The sequence below is a fragment of the Pseudomonas sp. NPDC079086 genome, from assembly GCF_044542155.1.
In the GTDB taxonomy this organism is placed as follows: domain Bacteria; phylum Pseudomonadota; class Gammaproteobacteria; order Pseudomonadales; family Pseudomonadaceae; genus Aquipseudomonas.
The window spans coordinates 780,655-797,919 of record NZ_JBITTY010000001.1 but is presented as its reverse complement, the minus strand read 5'-3'; the positions used below and the strand labels follow the sequence as shown (position 1 = coordinate 797,919).

22 protein-coding genes are annotated in these 17,265 nt (G+C 60.1%); 13 read left to right on the top strand and 9 right to left on the bottom strand.

Going from position 1 to position 17,265, the window contains the following annotated elements:
* The first annotated feature begins 44 nt into the window (after positions 1-44).
* Positions 45-530 carry an acyl-CoA thioesterase gene (locus tag ACIGEK_RS03855; protein WP_397492027.1) on the top strand — a complete coding sequence of 162 codons (486 nt, stop codon included), beginning with the start codon at positions 45-47 and terminating at the stop codon, positions 528-530.
* Positions 531-627: 97 nt separating this feature from the next.
* Here the strand turns inward: ACIGEK_RS03855 and ACIGEK_RS03850 are convergent, their stop codons facing one another.
* Complete coding sequence (locus ACIGEK_RS03850; protein WP_397492026.1) at positions 628-1,161, bottom strand: zf-TFIIB domain-containing protein; 534 nt, start codon at positions 1,159-1,161, stop codon at positions 628-630.
* 120 nt (positions 1,162-1,281) lie between these two features.
* Here ACIGEK_RS03850 and ACIGEK_RS03845 point away from each other — a divergent pair, with 120 nt between their 5' ends.
* Positions 1,282-1,683, top strand: a complete 402-nt coding sequence (locus ACIGEK_RS03845) for a DUF3301 domain-containing protein (RefSeq protein ID WP_167144147.1) — start codon at positions 1,282-1,284, stop codon at positions 1,681-1,683.
* A gap of 8 nt (positions 1,684-1,691) precedes the next feature.
* On the opposite strand, the gene ACIGEK_RS03840 is transcribed toward ACIGEK_RS03845, so the two are convergent.
* Complete coding sequence (locus tag ACIGEK_RS03840) at positions 1,692-2,051, bottom strand: hypothetical protein (RefSeq protein ID WP_397492025.1); 360 nt, start codon at positions 2,049-2,051, stop codon at positions 1,692-1,694.
* Between the two features lie 5 nt (positions 2,052-2,056).
* On the bottom strand, positions 2,057-2,935 hold the full coding sequence (locus tag ACIGEK_RS03835; protein WP_397492024.1) for an alpha/beta fold hydrolase: 879 nt from the start codon (positions 2,933-2,935) through the stop codon (positions 2,057-2,059).
* 114 nt (positions 2,936-3,049) lie between these two features.
* Here ACIGEK_RS03835 and ACIGEK_RS03830 point away from each other — a divergent pair, with 114 nt between their 5' ends.
* Positions 3,050-3,409 carry a hypothetical protein gene (locus ACIGEK_RS03830; protein WP_397492023.1) on the top strand — a complete coding sequence of 120 codons (360 nt, stop codon included), beginning with the start codon at positions 3,050-3,052 and terminating at the stop codon, positions 3,407-3,409.
* Here the strand turns inward: ACIGEK_RS03830 and ACIGEK_RS03825 are convergent.
* Positions 3,329-4,366 (bottom strand): CobW family GTP-binding protein, encoded by a 1,038-nt coding sequence (locus ACIGEK_RS03825; RefSeq protein ID WP_397492022.1) that lies wholly within the window; start codon positions 4,364-4,366, stop codon positions 3,329-3,331. The genes ACIGEK_RS03830 and ACIGEK_RS03825 overlap by 81 nt on opposite strands.
* A 410-nt stretch (positions 4,367-4,776) precedes the next feature.
* Here ACIGEK_RS03825 and ACIGEK_RS03820 point away from each other — a divergent pair, with 410 nt between their 5' ends.
* Positions 4,777-5,130: an NADH:ubiquinone oxidoreductase gene (locus ACIGEK_RS03820; protein WP_397492021.1), complete on the top strand. Its 354-nt coding sequence runs from the start codon at positions 4,777-4,779 to the stop codon at positions 5,128-5,130.
* A 134-nt stretch (positions 5,131-5,264) separates the two neighbouring features.
* On the opposite strand, the gene ACIGEK_RS03815 is transcribed toward ACIGEK_RS03820, so the two are convergent.
* Genes ACIGEK_RS03815 through dksA form a run of 3 tightly spaced genes read right to left on the bottom strand, consistent with a single transcriptional unit; the run spans position 5,265 to position 7,554 of the window.
* On the bottom strand, positions 5,265-5,909 hold the full coding sequence (locus ACIGEK_RS03815; protein WP_397492020.1) for a DUF1826 domain-containing protein: 645 nt from the start codon (positions 5,907-5,909) through the stop codon (positions 5,265-5,267).
* Positions 5,909-7,114 carry a zinc metallochaperone GTPase ZigA gene (gene zigA / locus ACIGEK_RS03810; protein WP_397492019.1) on the bottom strand — a complete coding sequence of 402 codons (1,206 nt, stop codon included), beginning with the start codon at positions 7,112-7,114 and terminating at the stop codon, positions 5,909-5,911. The genes ACIGEK_RS03815 and zigA overlap by 1 nt, the downstream gene beginning before the upstream one ends.
* A gap of 14 nt (positions 7,115-7,128) precedes the next feature.
* The gene (gene dksA / locus ACIGEK_RS03805; RefSeq protein ID WP_397492018.1) at positions 7,129-7,554 is read right to left on the bottom strand and encodes an RNA polymerase-binding protein DksA; all 426 of its coding nucleotides are present in this window, start codon (positions 7,552-7,554) and stop codon (positions 7,129-7,131) included.
* 76 nt (positions 7,555-7,630) lie between these two features.
* On the opposite strand from dksA, the gene folE2 reads away from it, so the two are divergent.
* From folE2 to ACIGEK_RS03790, 3 genes are all read left to right on the top strand, one after another.
* Entirely contained in the window at positions 7,631-8,521 is an 891-nt protein-coding gene (folE2, locus tag ACIGEK_RS03800; RefSeq protein ID WP_397492017.1) for a GTP cyclohydrolase FolE2, read from the top strand.
* Positions 8,522-8,583: 62 nt separating this feature from the next.
* Positions 8,584-9,078: a GNAT family N-acetyltransferase gene (locus tag ACIGEK_RS03795; RefSeq protein ID WP_397492016.1), complete on the top strand. Its 495-nt coding sequence runs from the start codon at positions 8,584-8,586 to the stop codon at positions 9,076-9,078.
* Positions 9,075-9,311 carry a hypothetical protein gene (locus ACIGEK_RS03790; RefSeq protein ID WP_322949253.1) on the top strand — a complete coding sequence of 79 codons (237 nt, stop codon included), beginning with the start codon at positions 9,075-9,077 and terminating at the stop codon, positions 9,309-9,311. Before ACIGEK_RS03795 ends, ACIGEK_RS03790 begins: the two co-directional genes overlap by 4 nt.
* A 113-nt stretch (positions 9,312-9,424) precedes the next feature.
* Here the strand turns inward: ACIGEK_RS03790 and ACIGEK_RS03785 are convergent, their stop codons facing one another.
* Positions 9,425-11,353 carry a DUF2207 domain-containing protein gene (locus ACIGEK_RS03785; protein ID WP_397492015.1) on the bottom strand — a complete coding sequence of 643 codons (1,929 nt, stop codon included), beginning with the start codon at positions 11,351-11,353 and terminating at the stop codon, positions 9,425-9,427.
* Between the two features lies 1 nt (position 11,354).
* The gene (locus ACIGEK_RS03780; RefSeq protein WP_397492014.1) at positions 11,355-11,921 is read right to left on the bottom strand and encodes a LemA family protein; all 567 of its coding nucleotides are present in this window, start codon (positions 11,919-11,921) and stop codon (positions 11,355-11,357) included.
* A gap of 259 nt (positions 11,922-12,180) precedes the next feature.
* On the opposite strand from ACIGEK_RS03780, the gene ACIGEK_RS03775 reads away from it, so the two are divergent.
* The 6 genes from ACIGEK_RS03775 (at position 12,181) to ACIGEK_RS03750 (ending at position 17,211) form a co-directional block, all read left to right on the top strand.
* Positions 12,181-14,055 (top strand): DUF294 nucleotidyltransferase-like domain-containing protein, encoded by a 1,875-nt coding sequence (locus ACIGEK_RS03775; protein ID WP_397492013.1) that lies wholly within the window; start codon positions 12,181-12,183, stop codon positions 14,053-14,055.
* Positions 14,052-14,762, top strand: a complete 711-nt coding sequence (locus ACIGEK_RS03770; protein ID WP_397492012.1) for a 3'-5' exonuclease — start codon at positions 14,052-14,054, stop codon at positions 14,760-14,762. The genes ACIGEK_RS03775 and ACIGEK_RS03770 overlap by 4 nt, the downstream gene beginning before the upstream one ends.
* A 110-nt stretch (positions 14,763-14,872) precedes the next feature.
* Positions 14,873-15,085 carry a DUF6434 domain-containing protein gene (locus tag ACIGEK_RS03765; protein ID WP_397492011.1) on the top strand — a complete coding sequence of 71 codons (213 nt, stop codon included), beginning with the start codon at positions 14,873-14,875 and terminating at the stop codon, positions 15,083-15,085.
* A gap of 579 nt (positions 15,086-15,664) precedes the next feature.
* Positions 15,665-16,198, top strand: coding sequence for a gamma subclass chorismate mutase AroQ (aroQ, locus tag ACIGEK_RS03760; RefSeq protein WP_397492010.1), 534 nt, complete (start codon positions 15,665-15,667; stop codon positions 16,196-16,198).
* 119 nt (positions 16,199-16,317) lie between these two features.
* Positions 16,318-16,566, top strand: coding sequence for a pentapeptide repeat-containing protein (locus ACIGEK_RS03755; protein ID WP_397492009.1), 249 nt, complete (start codon positions 16,318-16,320; stop codon positions 16,564-16,566).
* A gap of 87 nt (positions 16,567-16,653) precedes the next feature.
* On the top strand, positions 16,654-17,211 hold the full coding sequence (locus ACIGEK_RS03750) for a hypothetical protein (RefSeq protein ID WP_397492008.1): 558 nt from the start codon (positions 16,654-16,656) through the stop codon (positions 17,209-17,211).
* The last annotated feature ends 54 nt before the right edge of the window (positions 17,212-17,265 follow it).

Here is a 17,265-nt window from a genome sequence, read left to right as displayed (position 1 = left end):
CAACACCTGCTATGGTTGCGCCACAACCCTGCACAGAGCCTGCTATGGAACCTGGAAACGCCCAGCTGTCGATGACCGTACTGATGACCCCGGACATGGCCAACTTTTCCGGCAATGTCCACGGCGGCACCCTGCTCAAATACCTCGACGAAGTTGCCTACGCCTGCGCCAGCCGCTATGCCGGCTGTTACGTGGTGACCCTGTCGGTTGATCAGGTGATCTTCCGCGAGCCAATCCACGTCGGCGAACTGGTGACCTTTCTCGCCTCGGTCAACTACTCCGGGCGCACCTCAATGGAAGTCGGCATCAAGGTGATCACGGAAAACATCCGCGAGCGCTCGGTGCGCCACACCAACAGCTGCTTCTTCACCATGGTCGCAGTCGATGAACAGGGCAAACCTGCGCCGATTCCTGCCCTGGAGCCAAGCACCGCCGACGCCGAGCGACGACAGCGCCAGGCCCTGCAACGCCGGCAGATCCGCCACGAACTGCAACAGCGCTACCAGGCATTGAACGAAGAAAAGAACTGAGCACGCTGCACAACACCACCTACAACAGCGCTCAGACACCCAACTATTCAACGCCAAAGCGCAGGGGCATAACCCTATTGCGCCGGGGGAATAACGGTCACTCGTGACCGATATAGAACAACAGCTCACGCCGCTGCGGGTGGTCTTTCAACCAGCTGCGAATGTCGTCCGCGCGGACAATAGCTTCATCCCCGACCAGGCGGGCGAAGCGTTGCCGGCGCGCTTCCTCGGAGGCTTGCTGGCGAACCTTGCGCTGCCAGGCCTCGGTGAAAATGCTCGGCATCTTGTGGCTGAGTTCCAGCGCCTTGAGCAGCTGCCACTCGCCGTTATCCAGCCAGGCTTCATCACAACTACTGCACAGATCCAGGCGGTTGCTGTGGGTGCCGCTGATCTGGAATTTACTCATCAGCTTGGCGCATTTTGGGCAGCTCAGCGCCTGCTGACTCTCGCTGGCAGGCACAGCTTCAACCTGCGATTGTGGCTCATCATTCTGCGGCTGACGCTCAGCCCAGTCGCGGTAATACAGCAGGGCCACCAAGGCGCCAGAACACTGTGGGCAGCCGTGGGCCAGCAGGCCATCATCCAGCTTGGTTGGTTGCAACGGGGTGGTACGACAGGCAGGACACTGCATGGGAATTCCTTTTCGGGTTTGAGTGCGCGGACGCTAAAGCAACTGCTTAACGGCGACAAGCCCAGCACCAAGAACTGTGCAGCAATCGGTTAAGCTCTGCTTCCTATTGCCGGAGCCGCCATGATCGACCTCTTCGATGTTTTTCTGCTGATGCTGTTCGCCACCGCGTGCGCCTGGCTGTGGCATGCCCATGGTCTGCGTGAACACGCGCTGGGTTTGGTGAAACAACACTGCGCCAAATCCGACATCGAGTTGCTTGATGAAAATGTCGCCCTGCGCCGGCTCGCGCTGTTACCCGATGCACGCGGGCGCAAGCGACTGGCACGGGTGTATGGCTTCGAGTTCACCGTCACCGGCGAGCAGCGGCATATCGGCAGCATTACCTTGTTTGGCAAACAACTGGGGCGAATCGAGCTGGCCCCGCACCCCTTCCGCGAGCCGCCGGCGCCCAGCGCCCAGGTGATTGAGATGCAGCAGTGGCGCAGTCAGCGTCAGGATTCGGATAACAACACACAGCATTAACACACGGGCTAGTCGACGTCGGAATCAGCCAGAAACGCCACGATCTGCTGCCACTCGGCGCGGCAGCCGTAAGTCATTGGGCGGCGCAGCAGGCGGCATTTCAATCGGTGCCAGCGCCCACCCAACTGATTGCGCCGGCAACCAGCAAACAGCCATTGCGGCTCGAAACCGTCCCACACCCCGGCGACCGCCCAGTGGTTATGCCAGACCTGCGGCGCGACTTCATAGCAGTAGATATGCTGCAACTCATCCAGACTAAATCCACTGGCACGCAACCGCGTGGCGATATGCCGTAAGGCCGACTCATCCAGGGTGGTGTCCAGCCACAGCTCGGAGAGCGCCAGCCAGATATCCTCGCGGCACGTCATCAACCTTAGTCGCGCTGCAACAGAAAATGCGTAACCCGCGCAGCACTGTCGGCCGGATGCTCCTGCATAAAGCAGTGCCCACCCGCCACCACATGCGCACTGACATGGACATTGCTGGCGCACCAGCGCGCCACAGACTTGGCCACAAAAGGGTAACTGCGCTGGCCATAAAGTACCTGGGTCGGCGTTGTCACCTTGCCCAGCGACGGCCACAGGCGCTTAGGGTATGAGCTGAAGATATCCGCCTCACGGCTTGGCCGACATTTCAGCTCAACGCCCTTCTTGCTGTCTTTTAGCGCGTGCTGGATATAGGCACTAAAGGCTTCTTCGGTCCAGCCACGAAACATCCCCCGACCATGCAGCGCGGCATGCGCAGCCGCCCGGTCCGGCCAGCTGCTGCGACGCTTGAGCGCCTTGCTGGCGAGGGTGGTGCGCCGACTTAAACCGACCACATCAGACAACGCCATAACCCCGATCATCGCCGGGCTGAACAACACCGGATCGAGCAATACCGCGCGCTGGAACAGCTGCGGCTGCTGGGCCAGCATCAGGCTGGTCAGCACGCCACCAAAGCTGTGGCCGAGAGCAAACACCGGGGCATCGGCAAAGCGCTCGCGTCCGGCGGAATAAGCCTCCACCGCCATCTCGGCATTGCGATTCCAGCCATGAAAACGCCCACCGTGGTCACTCTCACCATGACCCTGAACATCACACAACCACAGATCGAAATCCTCGGCCAACAGCGCCAGCAGTGGTGTGTAGACCCGCCCGCAGTAGCCGTTGCCATGCAGAAAATGCAGCACGGGCTTACCCGAAGGCGGTGAATGCCAACCGCGCAAGGTAAAGCCGGCGCTGCTGTCGTGTGACCAGGGGTGGAGATGCATGATCGTGCCTTGCGTGATCGTATTCAGGTGGGGATTATCCGCATCGCCAGAGGACTCGTCAGTTCTATCTGACTCCGGCATCCTGGCCGCAGACCTATCAAGGAGGACGTCAGGGTGTTTGTTTTACTGGAATCCAGCCATGCAGGCTTTATCGAGCACCTGCAAGAACAACTCAGCAGCGCCGGCATAGACTGCCATGTACTGGACATGGGACGCGCCGCAGATGGCGAACTGCACTTTGCTATTCGCCTGCCGCTTTACAGTCAGATGAGCCACGCTCGGCACCTGCTGTACCGCGACAGGCTATTTGCCCTGCGCATCGACCCTACGTTCAGCCAAGAGTGGCATGCACTGCGTGAAGCACCCAAACAGCAGGCGTTGCAGTGGGTCACCTCACCCCTGGCTCTGCGTATCAGCGCCCTGGCTGTGCTGATTCTGCTGTTCGGCAGCCTGGCCGAAATGCTCTGGCGCTAATGCACAGGCCGCAAACCCGGCCTGCAACGCCGACACCTCCTGCGCCTCGCTGAAGATCAGCTCCAGCCGCGAGTCCTTGCGCCATTCGCTGTTTTGCCAATGCAGGGCATCACCGTTGAGGGCGTTGGCGGACAGCCAGCCGGCGTTGGTGTGCAGCACCAGCTTGGCGCGGCGCCAGGGCAAGCTGCTCAGCCACTGTTGTACGCGCATCAGCTCGAACTGCTGGCTGGGGTGCCAGCGCCAACCGATGCTCCAGCCTTCGGCCTGCTGTTGCACCTGGCAGATCGGCTCGCTTGAGCTGCGCCACAGTTGCGGCAATGGCGCCGCAGCCGTGGGCAGGTTATTCGGTGTAGCGTCGCCATCGGCCTGGACGCTAAAGCCGGGCAGCGCTGCGAGCGGCAATGCACCCTGACTGGTCCAGTAAATCGGTCGTGCTGGCAGCGTTGCCTGGATGCGCGCCTTGGTGGCTTCATCCAGCTCGTCGGCCTTGTTCAAAAGCAGCAGCCCGGCGCGGCTAAGCGTCGCCTGCTGGCTCTCCGGCAGGGCAACACCTGCAGCCAGAGCCTGAGCGTCCAGCGCCAGCAGCGGTGCCTGCACCGCCAAAACCCCAGCCCAGGGCATTTCGCGCAGTTGCTCAAGCAGTACCAGAGGATGGCCGAGACCGGACGGTTCGATCAGTAGGCGATGCGGTTTGGCTTTGCGCAACAGCCGGCCGAGGCCAACCTGAAACGGCACGCCGTTAACGCAGCACAGGCAACCGCCCGCCACTTCGCCCAGGGCCACGCCATCGTCGTCGGTGGTCAGCAGCGCGGCATCCAAACCAACCAGGCCGAACTCATTGATCAGTACTGCCCAACGTTCGTGCGCCGGACGCTGCGCCAGCAGATTACGGATCAGGCTGGTCTTGCCCGCGCCCAGGGGGCCAGCAATTACGTGGGTAGGGATATTGTTCAGCATGATCGGCGCGTGCCAGTGTCCATAGAGAAGGAGATTTCGGCTGTGGCCATTCTAACGGCGTACAGCATCGGAGGATGCGGCCCTACGCAGACTGATTAAAAACAGCGTGCCAGGGCCTGTTACCGTTTCATCGCGACCGCGCCGGAGCCTGTTTTAGCGCGAGGCAAGGCACGAGACACGAAGTTTGGTTGTTCCAAATAAGTGTCGAGACACGCAGTATCGCGCTAAAACAGGCCCGGCCCTGCGGGTTACGCGCAAAATCTCGCCATGCGGTGTTGGAGGACTTGGCAAGGGAACAACCATTACCTGTGTCCTCCGCCTAGCCTGGTGAGATTTTGCGCAGCAACGCGGCTTGCGCTGAAACGGCAACAGCCCCTACAGTCGCCGGCATATTTTTGGAGGGTCAATTGATGCGTGCTTTTTTGCTGCTGAGCCTGTTTTCACTGTCCGGCCTGGCCTGGGGCGAAGCCTGTGTGGTGCATAGTCAGGCCGAGCGCCTGGATGTGAAGGTCTGCCAGCAAAACCGCAGCATCCCGCCCAACCTGTTCCGCACCGGTTTCTGCCAGCCGCAGCTGCAGGGCCAGAAGGTAGAGGTGGAGTTTGTTGAGCAGTGCCCGATGGGCTCGTTTGGCGTATGCCGCAACTCAACGGTGGGCGGCACGCCCTATAAACAGGATGTGCACTATTACGGCGTAGCCAGCGACGCCACCTACCTCAAGCCCTTCTGCGAGCAGCAGAGCAAGGGCGTGTGGATGGCGCGCTAGCCGTCATCAAAGCGTCACCTTGTGTATGTTCTAGTGGCCTTGGGTACCTCACCCCTGCATGCCGGGTCACGCGCCGGTGTGCCTTTCTGGTGCTTAAGGCTGCTTTATCCGCAGCCTATTTTTTTGCCTTAAATTCAGGCCAACCAATCCAGCGTCAGCAACAAGCGCCGCTCACCGGCCGGTGGTTGCGGCGAGCGATGGATCAAGCCACCACCCTCGTTACCGCTCCATTTCTCGCCCTTGGCCAGCAACACATGGCCGGTCTCGGCACGCTTGATCAACGCAGTATCGCTGGGCTCGGCAGCCGGATCGCCGAGACGACGGCGCGCCATCACGCCTTCCGTCAGCCACTCACTGGCCACCCCGGCGTAGCTGGTGATCAGCCGTACCGGCACATGATCAACGTGAAAGCGCGGGCACATGGCCTTATCCAGAATGCGCAGGCGTAGACCGATGCGTTTGGCGTCGAACAGGCAGACAAACGCGCTGACCAGCCAGCTAACATCCTGCAAAAAGGCCACCTGCCCCGGCAGATCGCTGTAACCATCGACCAGGCCACTGAGGTTCGGCTCACTCTCCGGGCTGGCCAGCTCCAGCACCATGGAGTGCCCCAGCGGCTCGCCCTGAGCCAACAAAGCGTTGGCGAAATCGCTGATCTGCACCGGCAGCTGGCGTTGCCATACGGCCAGGTTGACCTCTTCGCGCAGCACCTCGCCGAGCACCTCAATCTGCTCGCTGCTGACCTGCTGCAACGGCTGGCGCAGCACAGGCGCCAGCATCAGGCGGCCTGCTCATGCCAGGGGCCAAACGGGTCGGGTAGCGCTCGCCAGGCGTCCACGCCAAGGGCCATTTCCGCATCGGTCAACAGGCAAGCATCCAGCTCTGCGGTCAGTTGGGCGAAGTCGATGTTCTGGCCGATAAACACCAGCTCCTGGCGGCAGTCGCCGGTTTGCGCTTGCCAGTTTTTCATGATCGCCTGCAGGCCTTCCTCGTCGTCTGGCCACTGGCTTTTCGGCACAAAACGCCACCAGCGCCCGGCAAAGCCGTGGCGCATCAAACCGCCCGCCTGGGACCAGCTGCCGGCCTCCTGGTACTTGCTGGCCAGCCAGAAGAAACCCTTGCTGCGTAGCAGACGGCCGTTACTCCATTCGCGGTTGATGAAATTGAAGAAACGCTCGGGATGCAGCGGTTTACGCGCGCGGTAGGCGCTGGAGGCGATGCCGTATTCCTCGGTTTCCGGCACATGCTCACCGCGCAGCTCCTTGAGCCAACCCGGGGCCTGGGCGGCGCGCTCGAAGTCGAAACGGCCGGTGTTGAGGATCTTTTCCAGCGGCACCGCGCCCATGGCCATCGGCACAATTTCGGCGTGGGTATTCAGGCCCTTGAGGATGGCAATCAGCTCTTCACGCTCGTGGCTGCTGATCAGGTCGATCTTGCTGATCAGCAGCACATCGGCGAATTCCACTTGCTCGATCAGCAGGTCGGTGATTGAGCGCTCATCTTCTTCACCCAGAGTTTCGCCACGGCTGGCCAGGCTCTCGGCCTCATGGAAATCGCGTAGGAAATTCACCCCGTCGACCACCGTCACCATGCAGTCCAAGCGCGCCACATCGGCCAGGCTCTGGCCATCTTCGCCACGGAAGGTAAAGGTCTCGGCCACCGGCAGCGGTTCGCTGATCCCAGTGGATTCGATCAGCAAGTAATCGAAGCGGCCATCTCGGGCCAGACGACCGACTTCGTCCAACAGGTCTTCGCGCAGGGTGCAGCAGATGCAGCCGTTGCTCATCTCCACAAGTTTTTCTTCGGCGCGGTTCAGGCTGACATCACGCTGAACTTCGCTGCCATCGATATTGATCTCGCTCATATCGTTGACGATTACCGCCACTTTCAGGCCCTGGCGGTTTTTCAGAATGGCGTTAAGCAGGGTGCTTTTACCGGCACCGAGAAAGCCGGACAGCACGGTTACGGGAAGGCGATTGGTCATGGTTTCAGGCTCCATCATTGCTCGGTATGTCGCAGGTGTTTTTCGCGTTGTTCCTGGCGCTCTTTGGCTTCGATGCACAGGCTTGCGGTGGGCCGCAGCAGTAGGCGCTTAAGCCCGATCGGCTCGCCGGTCTCGCGGCACCAGCCGTATTCGCCACGGGCCAGGCGGTCGAGTGCTTCGTCGATCTTGTCGATCAGCTTCTTTTCCCGCTCCAGCAGGCGCAGTTGCCACTGGCGCTGCTCTTCAGCGCTACCGATGTCGGCGGGGTCGCTGCTGGTTTCGCGCTCGCGCAGGCCTTCGAACTCTTCGGCAATCCGCGTTTGCAGTTCGCCGCGCTGGTTGAGCAGCAGCGTGCGGAAGAACTGCTGCTGCGCGGCATTCATGTAGTCATCCGCCGGCTGGGCGAGCAGCTCGGCGTGGGTGAGCGGTGTTTCGATCATCGTCAGGATTCGCTGGCTTTGTAATTTACTTGTTATAACATAACATTTAAACCCACAACTAAGCGGCAGATTTCCGATGAACGCACTGACCTTGCCGGACATAGCCGCGCAAATACCTGCCCACGCACAGGCTCTGGACTGGGTTGGCATGCAGGACATAGCGCTGCCGATCAACCTGGCCGGCCAGCGCATCAATGCCCGCGCCGATGCTGGGGTCAGCCTGGATGATGGCAATGCGCGTGGCATCCATATGTCACGCCTGTACCTGGCGCTGCATGCGCTGGAATACAACGCGCTGAGCCCGGCGACGCTGCAGCAACTGCTGGGCGAGTTTCTCGACAGCCATCAGGGCCTGTCGCAGCAGGCCTCCATCACCTTGCGCGGCGAGGCGCTACTTAGCCGTCCGGCGTTGGTCAGCCCTCTCGCCGGCTGGAAGCCCTACCCCTTCGAAGTGCGTGCACGCCAGGATTCATGGGGGTTTCACGTGGAACTACAGGTAGAAGTGGCCTATTCATCGACCTGCCCCTGCTCCGCCGCATTGGCGCGCCAGCTGATTCAGCAGCACTTTATCGAGGACTTCGCCGACCAGCCGCTGGATCACACGCAACTGCTGGCCTGGCTCGGTTCACCACAGGGCATCGTCGCCACACCACACAGCCAGCGCAGCTACGCCACCCTGCAGGTACGTTTGCACAGCGACTGCGCGGGGTTGCCACTGGTTGAACTGATCGACGCCGCCGAACAGGCCCTCGGTACCGCCGTGCAAACCGCCGTAAAGCGCGCCGACGAGCAGGCCTTCGCCCTGGCCAACGGGCAAAACCTGATGTTCTGCGAAGACGCCGCGCGCCGCCTGCATAGCGCCCTGCTGCTACAGCCCGAGCTAAGCGCCTTTCACCTGCGCGTGGTGCACGCCGAAAGCCTGCACGCCCACGATGCGGTGGCTGCTAGCGCCTGCAACTGGCGCTAGCGGCGATTTACCTGACCCGCACCCGGCGCTAACCTGCCAGGCAACTATTGCAGGTAACCCGAATGAACGCTCCCTTGCCCGCAGCACTCAATCTGCGGTCCTATCAACCGCAGGATCTGCCTGACCTGGTCGCGCTGTTTCAGGCATCGGTCAGCCAGCTGACCGCCCAGCACTACGACGCAGCGCAGCGTCAGGCCTGGGCTCCGGCGGCTGCGGACATGCCTGCCTGGCAAACACGCCTTGCTTCACTTGAGCTTGTTATCGCCGAAAATGACCTGGTTATCGCCGGTTTTATCGGCTTTAGCCTGGATGGTCATATCGACCTGCTGTACTGCGCGCCCAGCCATGCACGCCAGGGCGTCGCCAGCGCCTTGTATGCCGCAGCGGAGCAACGCCTGCAGGCGGCGGGGGTCTGCGAACTGTTTACCGAGGCCAGCCTGGTGGCGCAGGCGTTCTTTGCCCGCCAGGGGTTTTCTGTGCAGCAGGCACAGACGGTGACGCGCGGCGCTGTTATTTTGCCGCGCATGCTGATGCGCAAAACTCTGGAGCTGCGATGAACACCGTGACGATAATCGTGCTGGCCGCCGTTGTGCTGGCCGCCTGCGCCCTGGCGCTGTGGAGCTGGCACAACCAGCGCAAGCTGGAAAAACTGGATGAGCGGATCAACCGACAGAGCGAACTGATCGAGCAGCTCGACAGCGTGCTGGAAAACCCACAGCTCAGCGAAGCCGAGCAGCTGGCGAAAAGCGAAGCCTTGCTGGCCAAACTGCAGGAAACGCGCAAGCCCTAGCGTCGCGACAGCAGCCAAAACCTGTAGGAGCGGCGAGGATGCCTAATCCATGCGTGCGAGTCGCGGGCAAGCCCGCTCCTACAACAGCATGCGCTGCCAAACTGAAGCGGGCTCTACCAACCGCCGCCGCCCCCGCCACCACCGCCACCACCTGACGAGCCGCCGCCGGATGAACCACCACCGCCTGACGAACTGCTCGACGGTGGCGATGAGGCCAGTGCCGTGGCGCTGCTTAGCCCAGCAGCCAGGGCGGCGCTCATGGCCAGCGGTGTGCTGAAGCTGCTGCGGCTGTGGTACCAGTCGGGTTGATAGTCACGCTGCGCCGGGTCGATCAGGCCGTTGGCCAGCGCCGTACTGAAGCGCGCGCTCCACTTGTCCTCCACGCCCAGGGCCATGGCGTAGGGCAGGTGTTTCTCGTACAGCGCAATGCTCATCGCCGGGGCATTGCCCGCCAATGCCAACACATCGCTCTCCGCCAGTTGCAGGTAGTCGCGGTAGCCTTCGAGCTGATCAAGCAAACGCCGCCCTTCGACCGATGGTGCCGGCAGCAGGTAATAAAACAGCACCACCACCAGCACATACACGCAGAGCAGCAGCAAGGCTGGTACCGACGCCGCATCGCTGAGCATCCACAGGCCAACCGGTACCGGCCAGATAAACATCAGCCCCGCCAGGCCCAGGCCAATCTGCTTACCCAAGCTGGGCTGATGCCAGGCCATGTACAGGACAAACAGCGACGGCACGCCAAAACCCACTGAGAACACCACACCAGCCAAGCCGGCGGCCATATCGTCTTCGCTGCGCGCACCGGCTAGCACCATGATCAGGCAGCCGACAATCGCCCACACCAAACCCCAGGTCCAGATACCCCGATTATTGCTGAACCAGGCCTTGCCCTTTTTTTGCAGCTGGGTTTTCAGTCCGGCTACGGCGTCAGCCAGGCGCGGCTCGTAGCTGCTACCAATTTCCAGGGCGATGCCTTCCTTATTGGCCGGGAACAGGCGTTTACGCAGCTCGCGATCTGCCTCGCTGAAATCGGCACGCTCACCCGTACCACGGGCCAGGGTAAAACCACCGCCGCGCGGCTTGTCTTCGATATGCAGGTGCTTGCGGATGGCCATATCGGTGAGCCACACACTAAACGCCCGCGCATCCTGATAAGCCCCCTGCAAACCGCGATGCCAGAGGTAACCGGCCTGCACCGCACTCATGCCCTGCGGAGCTTCGAACAGCGGAATGATCAGGCCTTTCTCAGGGTCGCGGCCAACCCGATCCCAGGCGCGCAGGTAGAACAGCAGCAGACCGATCAAGAGCAGCGCACCCAGACACAGGCCGAAGTTATCGCGCAACAAGGCACCGCCTCGTTCGACCATGCCCGGCCGAGTAACCAACCCGGCTTGCCAATCCACAGCGACCGTCAGGCCCTGGTAGGCCGCCAAGCCCTGCGTGGTTATCAGGCGCAGGTAATCATCGCGCTGTTCGACCACTTCATAGGCCTTGTCCTGGCTTCCCCAGCCACCGGTGTAGGCGGCACGCTGACCGATCCGCGCGCCCCTCGGCAACAGCACCTCCACCGAAGCTTGCTGAATTGGGAAGCTCCAGCCATTACCGGTAACGTTCCAGTACAGCTCGTCGGTAGTGGCGTGATGCAACAGCTGGCGCTCAACCCGATAACGCAGCTCGTATTGATAGCGCCCTGGTTGCAGCAGGTGGTCCGTCGAACCGAGGTAATAGCGCACCCAGCTGCCGTTCTGCTCGACCCGCGCCCGCTCCGGCTGACCATCGCGGCTCACCCCAAGCAGGGTGATCGGGCTGCTCTGCAACAAACCCAGGGGCAAGCTGTAACTGACCGGCAGATCACGGTAGATACCGCGCTTGATCTGCTCTCCCTCGGCCTGCACGGTAATCCGCTCGGTCACCAGCAGGTTGCCGTCCGGTTGCACCTGCAGGGTTACGGCAAAGTCCTCAATCACCTCAGCAGCCGTGGCCCACAGTGGCAGCAGGCATAGACTCAACAGGGCTAAACGCAGCACTCGCAGCATGTCAAAACTCCATTTTTGGCGACTGGGCGTCACGTGGGTCATCCAGGCTGAAGTACTCCGCCTGGGTGAAGGCAAAGGGCCGCGCCACCAGATTGCTCGGCACCGACTCAACCAGCACATTCAGCTCGCGTACCGCACCGTTGTAGTAACGCCGTGCCATCTGGATCTGGTTCTCGACGTCGGTGATAGTGCGCTGCAGGTCGAGAAACTGAGCATCGGCCTTGAGCGCCGGATAGTCCTCGACCAGCGCAAACAGCTGGCGCAGCTGCGTGCTCAAATGCGCCTCCACCGGCGCGCGCTCACCCAGCGGCGAATCGGCCAGCTGCACTGCGCGCATGCGCTCCTGCACCAGCGCCTGCAGCGTGCCCTGCTCATAATTCATGTACTGGCGCACGCACTCGACCAGCGCCGGAATCAGGCTGGCGCGGCGCTTGAGCTGCACATCAATGCCGCTCCAGGCCTCGGCCACCCGCGCGCGGTTGAATACCAGGCGGTTGTAGTAATAAATCGTCAAACCAGCGAGCGCCAACAGCAGCGCCAGCACCACCCAGAATCCCGCTCCTTGCATAGCCACTCCTTGAAGAACCGGTCGTTAATAACAGCACCGTTTTAATTACAGGTTACAAACATCACTAGCGGGGTTCGTACTCCCGCAGGAGCGGGCTGCAGCATCACGCAAACAGCCAACTCAGCATAGCCGTGCAGATCCAGCCATCTGCTCATCCTTGCAGCCGCTAACGCTAGCCGCCACACCCGGTAACGCCAGCGGGGCGGACAGCACCCGGCAATCGCCGTATCCTTAAGGGCCAGCCACTGCGAGGCACCCCATGCAGATCGAGTTACTGGAAATCCGCGATCACCTCCAGCGCTTCCCGCCCTTTGATACTTTGCCCGAAGACAGCCTGGACGCCATCGCCCGCCAGGTCGAGGTCACCTACTTCAAGGCCGGCACCGACATTCTGCTGTACGGCGCAGCCATCCATGAGCTGCACTACGTGCGCAGCGGCGCGGTGGAAATCTACCGGCGCAATGGCGAGCTGTACAACCGCCTGAGCGAAGGCGACATCTTCGGCCAAGCCGGCCTGCTGCGCAGCAACAAGGTGCGCTTCCCGGCGCGCGCCATCGAAGACAGCCTGATCTACTTTATCCCCGCCACGCTGTTCGCCCAGCTCTGCGAAGAGCACGACGGCTTTGCCGAGTTCGTCGAGGCCGAAGGCCAGTCGCGGCTCAAGTCGGCGGTGGAAAGCCAGGGCCAGGCCAGCGAATTGGTCCAGCTCAAGGTCAGCAAACTGATCTCGCGCAAACCGGTCTGCGTCAACCTGGATACACCGGTACAACAGGCCGCCCAGCTGATGACCGAGCAAAGCGTATCCTCGCTGGTGATTATCGATGGCGACGCCGCCAACGCCGCGATGGTCGGCATCCTCACCGACCGCGACCTGCGCACCCGCGTGCTCGCCGTAGGGCTGGACAGCGCAACGCCGGTAAGCCAGGTGATGTCGCCCAACCCAGTTACCATCCAGGCTGATGACAGCGTGTTCGACGCCATGCTGTGCATGCTGCGCCACAATATCCACCACCTACCCGTAGTACAGCGACGCCGGCCCATCGGCCTGATCAGCCTTAGCGACATCATCCGCTACGAGTCGCAAAGCAGCCTGTACCTGGTCAACTCGATCTTCAACCAGCCGGATGTCGCCGGCCTGCAAAGCCTGCTGCCGGACCTGCGCGCCACCTTCGTGCGCATGGTCAACGAGCAGGCCACCGCGCATATGGTCGGCAGCGCCATGGCCGGCATCGGCCGCGCCTTTACCCAGCGCCTGCTGGAGCTGGCCGAACAGAAACTCGGCCCGCCGCCAGTGCCTTACTGCTTTATGGTCGCCGGCTCCATGGCCCGCGACGAACAGCTGCTGGTCACCGATCAGGACAACGCCCTGGTGCTCGATGACCGCTTCGACCCCGCGCAGCACGACGCCTACTTCGCCGCCCTCGCCCAGTTTGTCAGCGACGGCCTGGCCGCCTGCGGCTACAGCTACTGCAAAGGCGGCATCATGGCCAGCAACGCCCAGTGGCGGCAGCCGCTGAGCGTCTGGCGCGACTACTTCAGCCAATGGATCGATAAGCCCAAGCCACAGACGCTGCTGCACAGCTGTATCTTCTTCGACCTCGACGGCGTGTATGGCGAGATCGAACTGGTGGAAAACCTCAAAGACCTGCTCTCGCAGAAGGCCAGCAGCAACCCGGCCTTCCTCGCCGCACTGGCGCGCAACGCCCTTAACCGCACGCCGCCGCTGGGCTTCTTCCGCACTTTTGTGATGGAAACCGACGGCCAGCAGAAGCACATCATCAACCTCAAGGGCCGTGGCACAGCGCCGCTCACCGACCTGATCCGCGTGCACGCCCTGGCCTGTGGCAGCAAGGCGCAGAACTCCCTGGAGCGCCTCGACGCCATCGGCAAAACCAAACTGCTGCAACCCGAGGCCCTTAGCCAGCTACGCTACGCCCTAGAGTTTCTCAGCCTGGTACGCGCCCGCCATCAAGCCTTAGCCGCGGCCGACGGCGCGCAACCGAACAACTACATCGAGCCGGAAAAAGTCTCCGCCAGTGATCGGCACAACCTCAAGGAAGCCTTTGGCGTGCTCAGCAACGCGCAGAAATTCCTGCGCTTCCGCTACCCCGCGCAGCCGGGCAAAAGCCTGTGACCGCGCCCGCCACGCCACTCGACTGGGCCGCGCGCTTTAGCGAACTCGCCGCCAGCGCGACGGATCCTCGCTTGCAAGCCTTCTACCAGGCCGGCTGCGTGGCCGCCGACACCCCACTGGAACAGGTGCCACTGCTGGCCCTGGACGTGGAAACCACCGGCCTGGATGCCAACCAGCACGCCATCGTCAGCCTCGGCCTGCTGCCCTTCAACCTGCAACGCATCCGCTGCGGCGCGGCGCGTTATTGGGTGGTGAAGCCGGTCAGCGAGTTGAGCGGCGAATCGGTGACCTTCCACCACATCACCCACTCCGACATCCGCCACGCGCCGCGCCTGGGGCAGATTCTCGATGAGTTGCTCACCGCTATGGCCGGCAAGGTGATGGTGGTGCACTACCGCAACATCGAGCGCAGCTTTCTCGACCAGGCGCTGCGCCAGCAGGTGGGTGAGGGTTTGCAGTTCCCGGTGATCGATACCATGCAGCTGGAGGCGCGCCTGTATCCCAAGCGCCAGCCGGGCTGGCTGGGCCGTTTGTTGGGCCGGCAACCGCTGTCGATTCGTTTGGCTGACAGCCGCTCGCGTTACAACCTGCCGATGTACCAGGCGCACCATGCATTGACCGATGCGCTGGCGACTGCAGAGCTGCTGCAGGCGCAGGTGGCGACGCGGTATGCGGTGGATACGCCGGTTGGGGAATTGTGGAGTTGAGGCAACTACTCAGGAACGACTTGGGCAGGCACAAACCACCACGATTGATTTATAAGCTGAACAAGCCATGTAAATAACCCAGCCCGCATTTACTACTTCGAGAATTCAGGATGAATAGTTTCGACTGGCACAGCGACACGATAACGGCAGAAACACCGATCACTACGACCTATCGAAATACACAGAATGTTCGCCGGTTTTTGACGCAAGCTTGCGGCCCTGGCTTCCAATTTAATCGCGCGTATATGGCTTGGATAAAAGATGGGGCGCCCAAAACAATGGGCGACGTGGCGGCAGAATGGCTGCGGCGCCAGCAGCAGTAGCACCGTCGGATGGGGCGGAGCGCGCAGGTTGAGCTTCGCGATGCCCAGCATTACCCGACTATTACATAGGCGTTCGGCACAGCAACGTATGCGCTGACGGCTCGTGTTGCGCCCCTCGGGCGCCTTAATTTTCTTTGCGCGTGCAAAGAAAAGTAAGCAAAAGAAACACGCCCCTGCATCCGGGTTTCGCTTCGCTCAACTTCCCTCCCTCCGGTGCCGCTCCGGGGGCCGGCGTACATGGGCCATCCTTGGCCCATTACGCCTCTCGCCGCATCCATTCGGCTCGTCCCCCTACGCAACACCTACGCTCGGCCTTCTGACGGGGACTTGGTCCGCGGCTGATATTTCTTTGGCTGACAAAGCAAAGGCAAAAGCTGACTGTAATTCTGTTTCAGCTGCCGCCATGCCGCGTTTTCCTCTAGATGCTGTCGCATTGCTGCGAACAACTTCAAAGCAAACACAGCATTTAGCCGAGTGCTAGAAAGTTTATACTGCACACATATCGACATTCTTGCCGCATAATTACGCTTGGCTTAACGCTCAAAAATTATATACACCCACACCCCACAAGGTAGATTTATGTTTCGAACCATAGCAATATTATTCGCCATGCTAATCTCATTTAATTCCTTTGCCACAAATACACCTAAAGAACTTTTTTCAACTATAAACTTGCGCTTGAGCTACATGGAAGATGTTGCTTTATATAAAAACAACAACAGCACACCAATTGAAGACAGAAAGCGCGAAGCCATAGTTATTAAAAATGCAAGCTTGTCCGCGGAAAAAGAAGGCTTAAACAAAGAGAGTGTCATAGAGTTTTTTAGCGCGCAAATATCAGTAGCCAAGGCAATACAATACCGTTACCGAGCTGACCTATTAAGTAAACCAACAGATAAAGAGCCAAGAGATTTAGAGACAATAATTCGCCCCAATCTGATAAAACTAGGAAAAGACATCAATACCGAACTTGCACGATATCTACGTGAAGGCGGTGTCTTTTCAAAGGTAGAATTTAAAATATTTGAAAACACTCTAGATTCACGCTACCTAACAAGATCAGACAAAGAAATGTTACTTAATGCATTAACTAAAATTCGACTTCAACAGTAGAAATTTAGGCTAACTTATAATACATGCTAACAAGCGGCTCAAGTCGTTCACTTCGATCACAGTGACGGACTGAAGCTTTCTCCTTACCAACCGTTAGGCACCAGCATGGAGAGCTCACAGTGACTATAAATTCATCGAAGTTTGAAGCCGCCTCATTAACGGAGGCGAGCTTTAAAGACGTTAACCTGACACTTGCCAACTTCAATGACGTTAACCTTGCCGGCTCGTCGTTCTCCGACGTTTCGTTAGCAGGGGCCACATTTCATAATGTTGATTTAAGCAACGTTGCAATCACTGACGCCAATCTAGATGGCATGCTGATCAACGGTATTCTCGTGACTGAATTGCTTCGCGTATATGGCGCATAACAAGTCTTATAAACTTTATCGCCCTGGCCATTCCGTAGTTCACGCAGCGGGGGCCAACCGAACGTTAGCCATCACTGGAGCGTGTTGATGCAAAGAGGGCTTGCTAAAGGCATAAAGCTTTCATTGCCTATTAAGCTTGGGCTGGCCTTTGTGGCTGGACTTCTTGCTTGGACAGTTGGTCCGTTCAGCCTTCTTGATAAGGATGTTGTATCGGAAACTCCTGCCTGGATCTTGCCGGGGATTATCTTCGGCGCCTTGCTTCTCGTTCCCCATAGTCGCTGGGTCAGTTGCGGTCGCGCAGTGGCTGCGCTGGGCATAGGCGTGTTCGCGTGGGTTGCTGCATTCGCTGTCGGAGGCTTTGGCTGGTGGATTGCCGGTTGGCTTTCCTTTGTCGCAGCGGGGTCGATAAGCGGGGCAATACTTGGGCTTCTCGTTCCACTCCTCATTCAGTCTCGGCAGTATTTTCGCTACTTCATGGTGCTTGCTTTGGCAGGGTTTCTAGGCAGCATTCCATTCGCAATGTACTTCCGAACAATGGACTGGGAAGACGCATTTTTCGCGCCACAGTGGGTTCTTCCGTCGTACATTTTCTGGAACATGCTCATCGCAATAGCACTACACCTCAGTGCCAATCGAGATGACTAGCTATTCCATCGAGCCCACGCCCAACTGGCGGCGTCGTTTACGTCAACATTATGT

Bases quoted from the DNA above. Each gene is read 5' to 3' on its own strand.
- ACIGEK_RS03855 (WP_397492027.1), top strand. From the start codon at position 45: ATGGAACCTGGAAACGCCCAGCTGTCGATGACCGTACTGATGACCCCG.
- ACIGEK_RS03850 (WP_397492026.1), bottom strand. From the start codon at position 1,161: ATGCAGTGTCCTGCCTGTCGTACCACCCCGTTGCAACCAACCAAGCTG.
- ACIGEK_RS03845 (WP_167144147.1), top strand. From the start codon at position 1,282: ATGATCGACCTCTTCGATGTTTTTCTGCTGATGCTGTTCGCCACCGCG.
- ACIGEK_RS03840 (WP_397492025.1), bottom strand. From the start codon at position 2,051: ATGACGTGCCGCGAGGATATCTGGCTGGCGCTCTCCGAGCTGTGGCTG.
- ACIGEK_RS03835 (WP_397492024.1), bottom strand. From the start codon at position 2,935: ATGCATCTCCACCCCTGGTCACACGACAGCAGCGCCGGCTTTACCTTG.
- ACIGEK_RS03825 (WP_397492022.1), bottom strand. From the start codon at position 4,366: ATGCTGAACAATATCCCTACCCACGTAATTGCTGGCCCCCTGGGCGCG.
- ACIGEK_RS03820 (WP_397492021.1), top strand. From the start codon at position 4,777: ATGCGTGCTTTTTTGCTGCTGAGCCTGTTTTCACTGTCCGGCCTGGCC.
- ACIGEK_RS03815 (WP_397492020.1), bottom strand. From the start codon at position 5,909: ATGCTGGCGCCTGTGCTGCGCCAGCCGTTGCAGCAGGTCAGCAGCGAG.
- zigA (WP_397492019.1), bottom strand. From the start codon at position 7,114: ATGACCAATCGCCTTCCCGTAACCGTGCTGTCCGGCTTTCTCGGTGCC.
- dksA (WP_397492018.1), bottom strand. From the start codon at position 7,554: ATGATCGAAACACCGCTCACCCACGCCGAGCTGCTCGCCCAGCCGGCG.
- folE2 (WP_397492017.1), top strand. From the start codon at position 7,631: ATGAACGCACTGACCTTGCCGGACATAGCCGCGCAAATACCTGCCCAC.
- ACIGEK_RS03795 (WP_397492016.1), top strand. From the start codon at position 8,584: ATGAACGCTCCCTTGCCCGCAGCACTCAATCTGCGGTCCTATCAACCG.
- ACIGEK_RS03790 (WP_322949253.1), top strand. From the start codon at position 9,075: ATGAACACCGTGACGATAATCGTGCTGGCCGCCGTTGTGCTGGCCGCC.
- ACIGEK_RS03785 (WP_397492015.1), bottom strand. From the start codon at position 11,353: ATGCTGCGAGTGCTGCGTTTAGCCCTGTTGAGTCTATGCCTGCTGCCA.
- ACIGEK_RS03780 (WP_397492014.1), bottom strand. From the start codon at position 11,921: ATGCAAGGAGCGGGATTCTGGGTGGTGCTGGCGCTGCTGTTGGCGCTC.
- ACIGEK_RS03775 (WP_397492013.1), top strand. From the start codon at position 12,181: ATGCAGATCGAGTTACTGGAAATCCGCGATCACCTCCAGCGCTTCCCG.
- ACIGEK_RS03765 (WP_397492011.1), top strand. From the start codon at position 14,873: ATGAATAGTTTCGACTGGCACAGCGACACGATAACGGCAGAAACACCG.
- aroQ (WP_397492010.1), top strand. From the start codon at position 15,665: ATGTTTCGAACCATAGCAATATTATTCGCCATGCTAATCTCATTTAAT.
- ACIGEK_RS03750 (WP_397492008.1), top strand. From the start codon at position 16,654: ATGCAAAGAGGGCTTGCTAAAGGCATAAAGCTTTCATTGCCTATTAAG.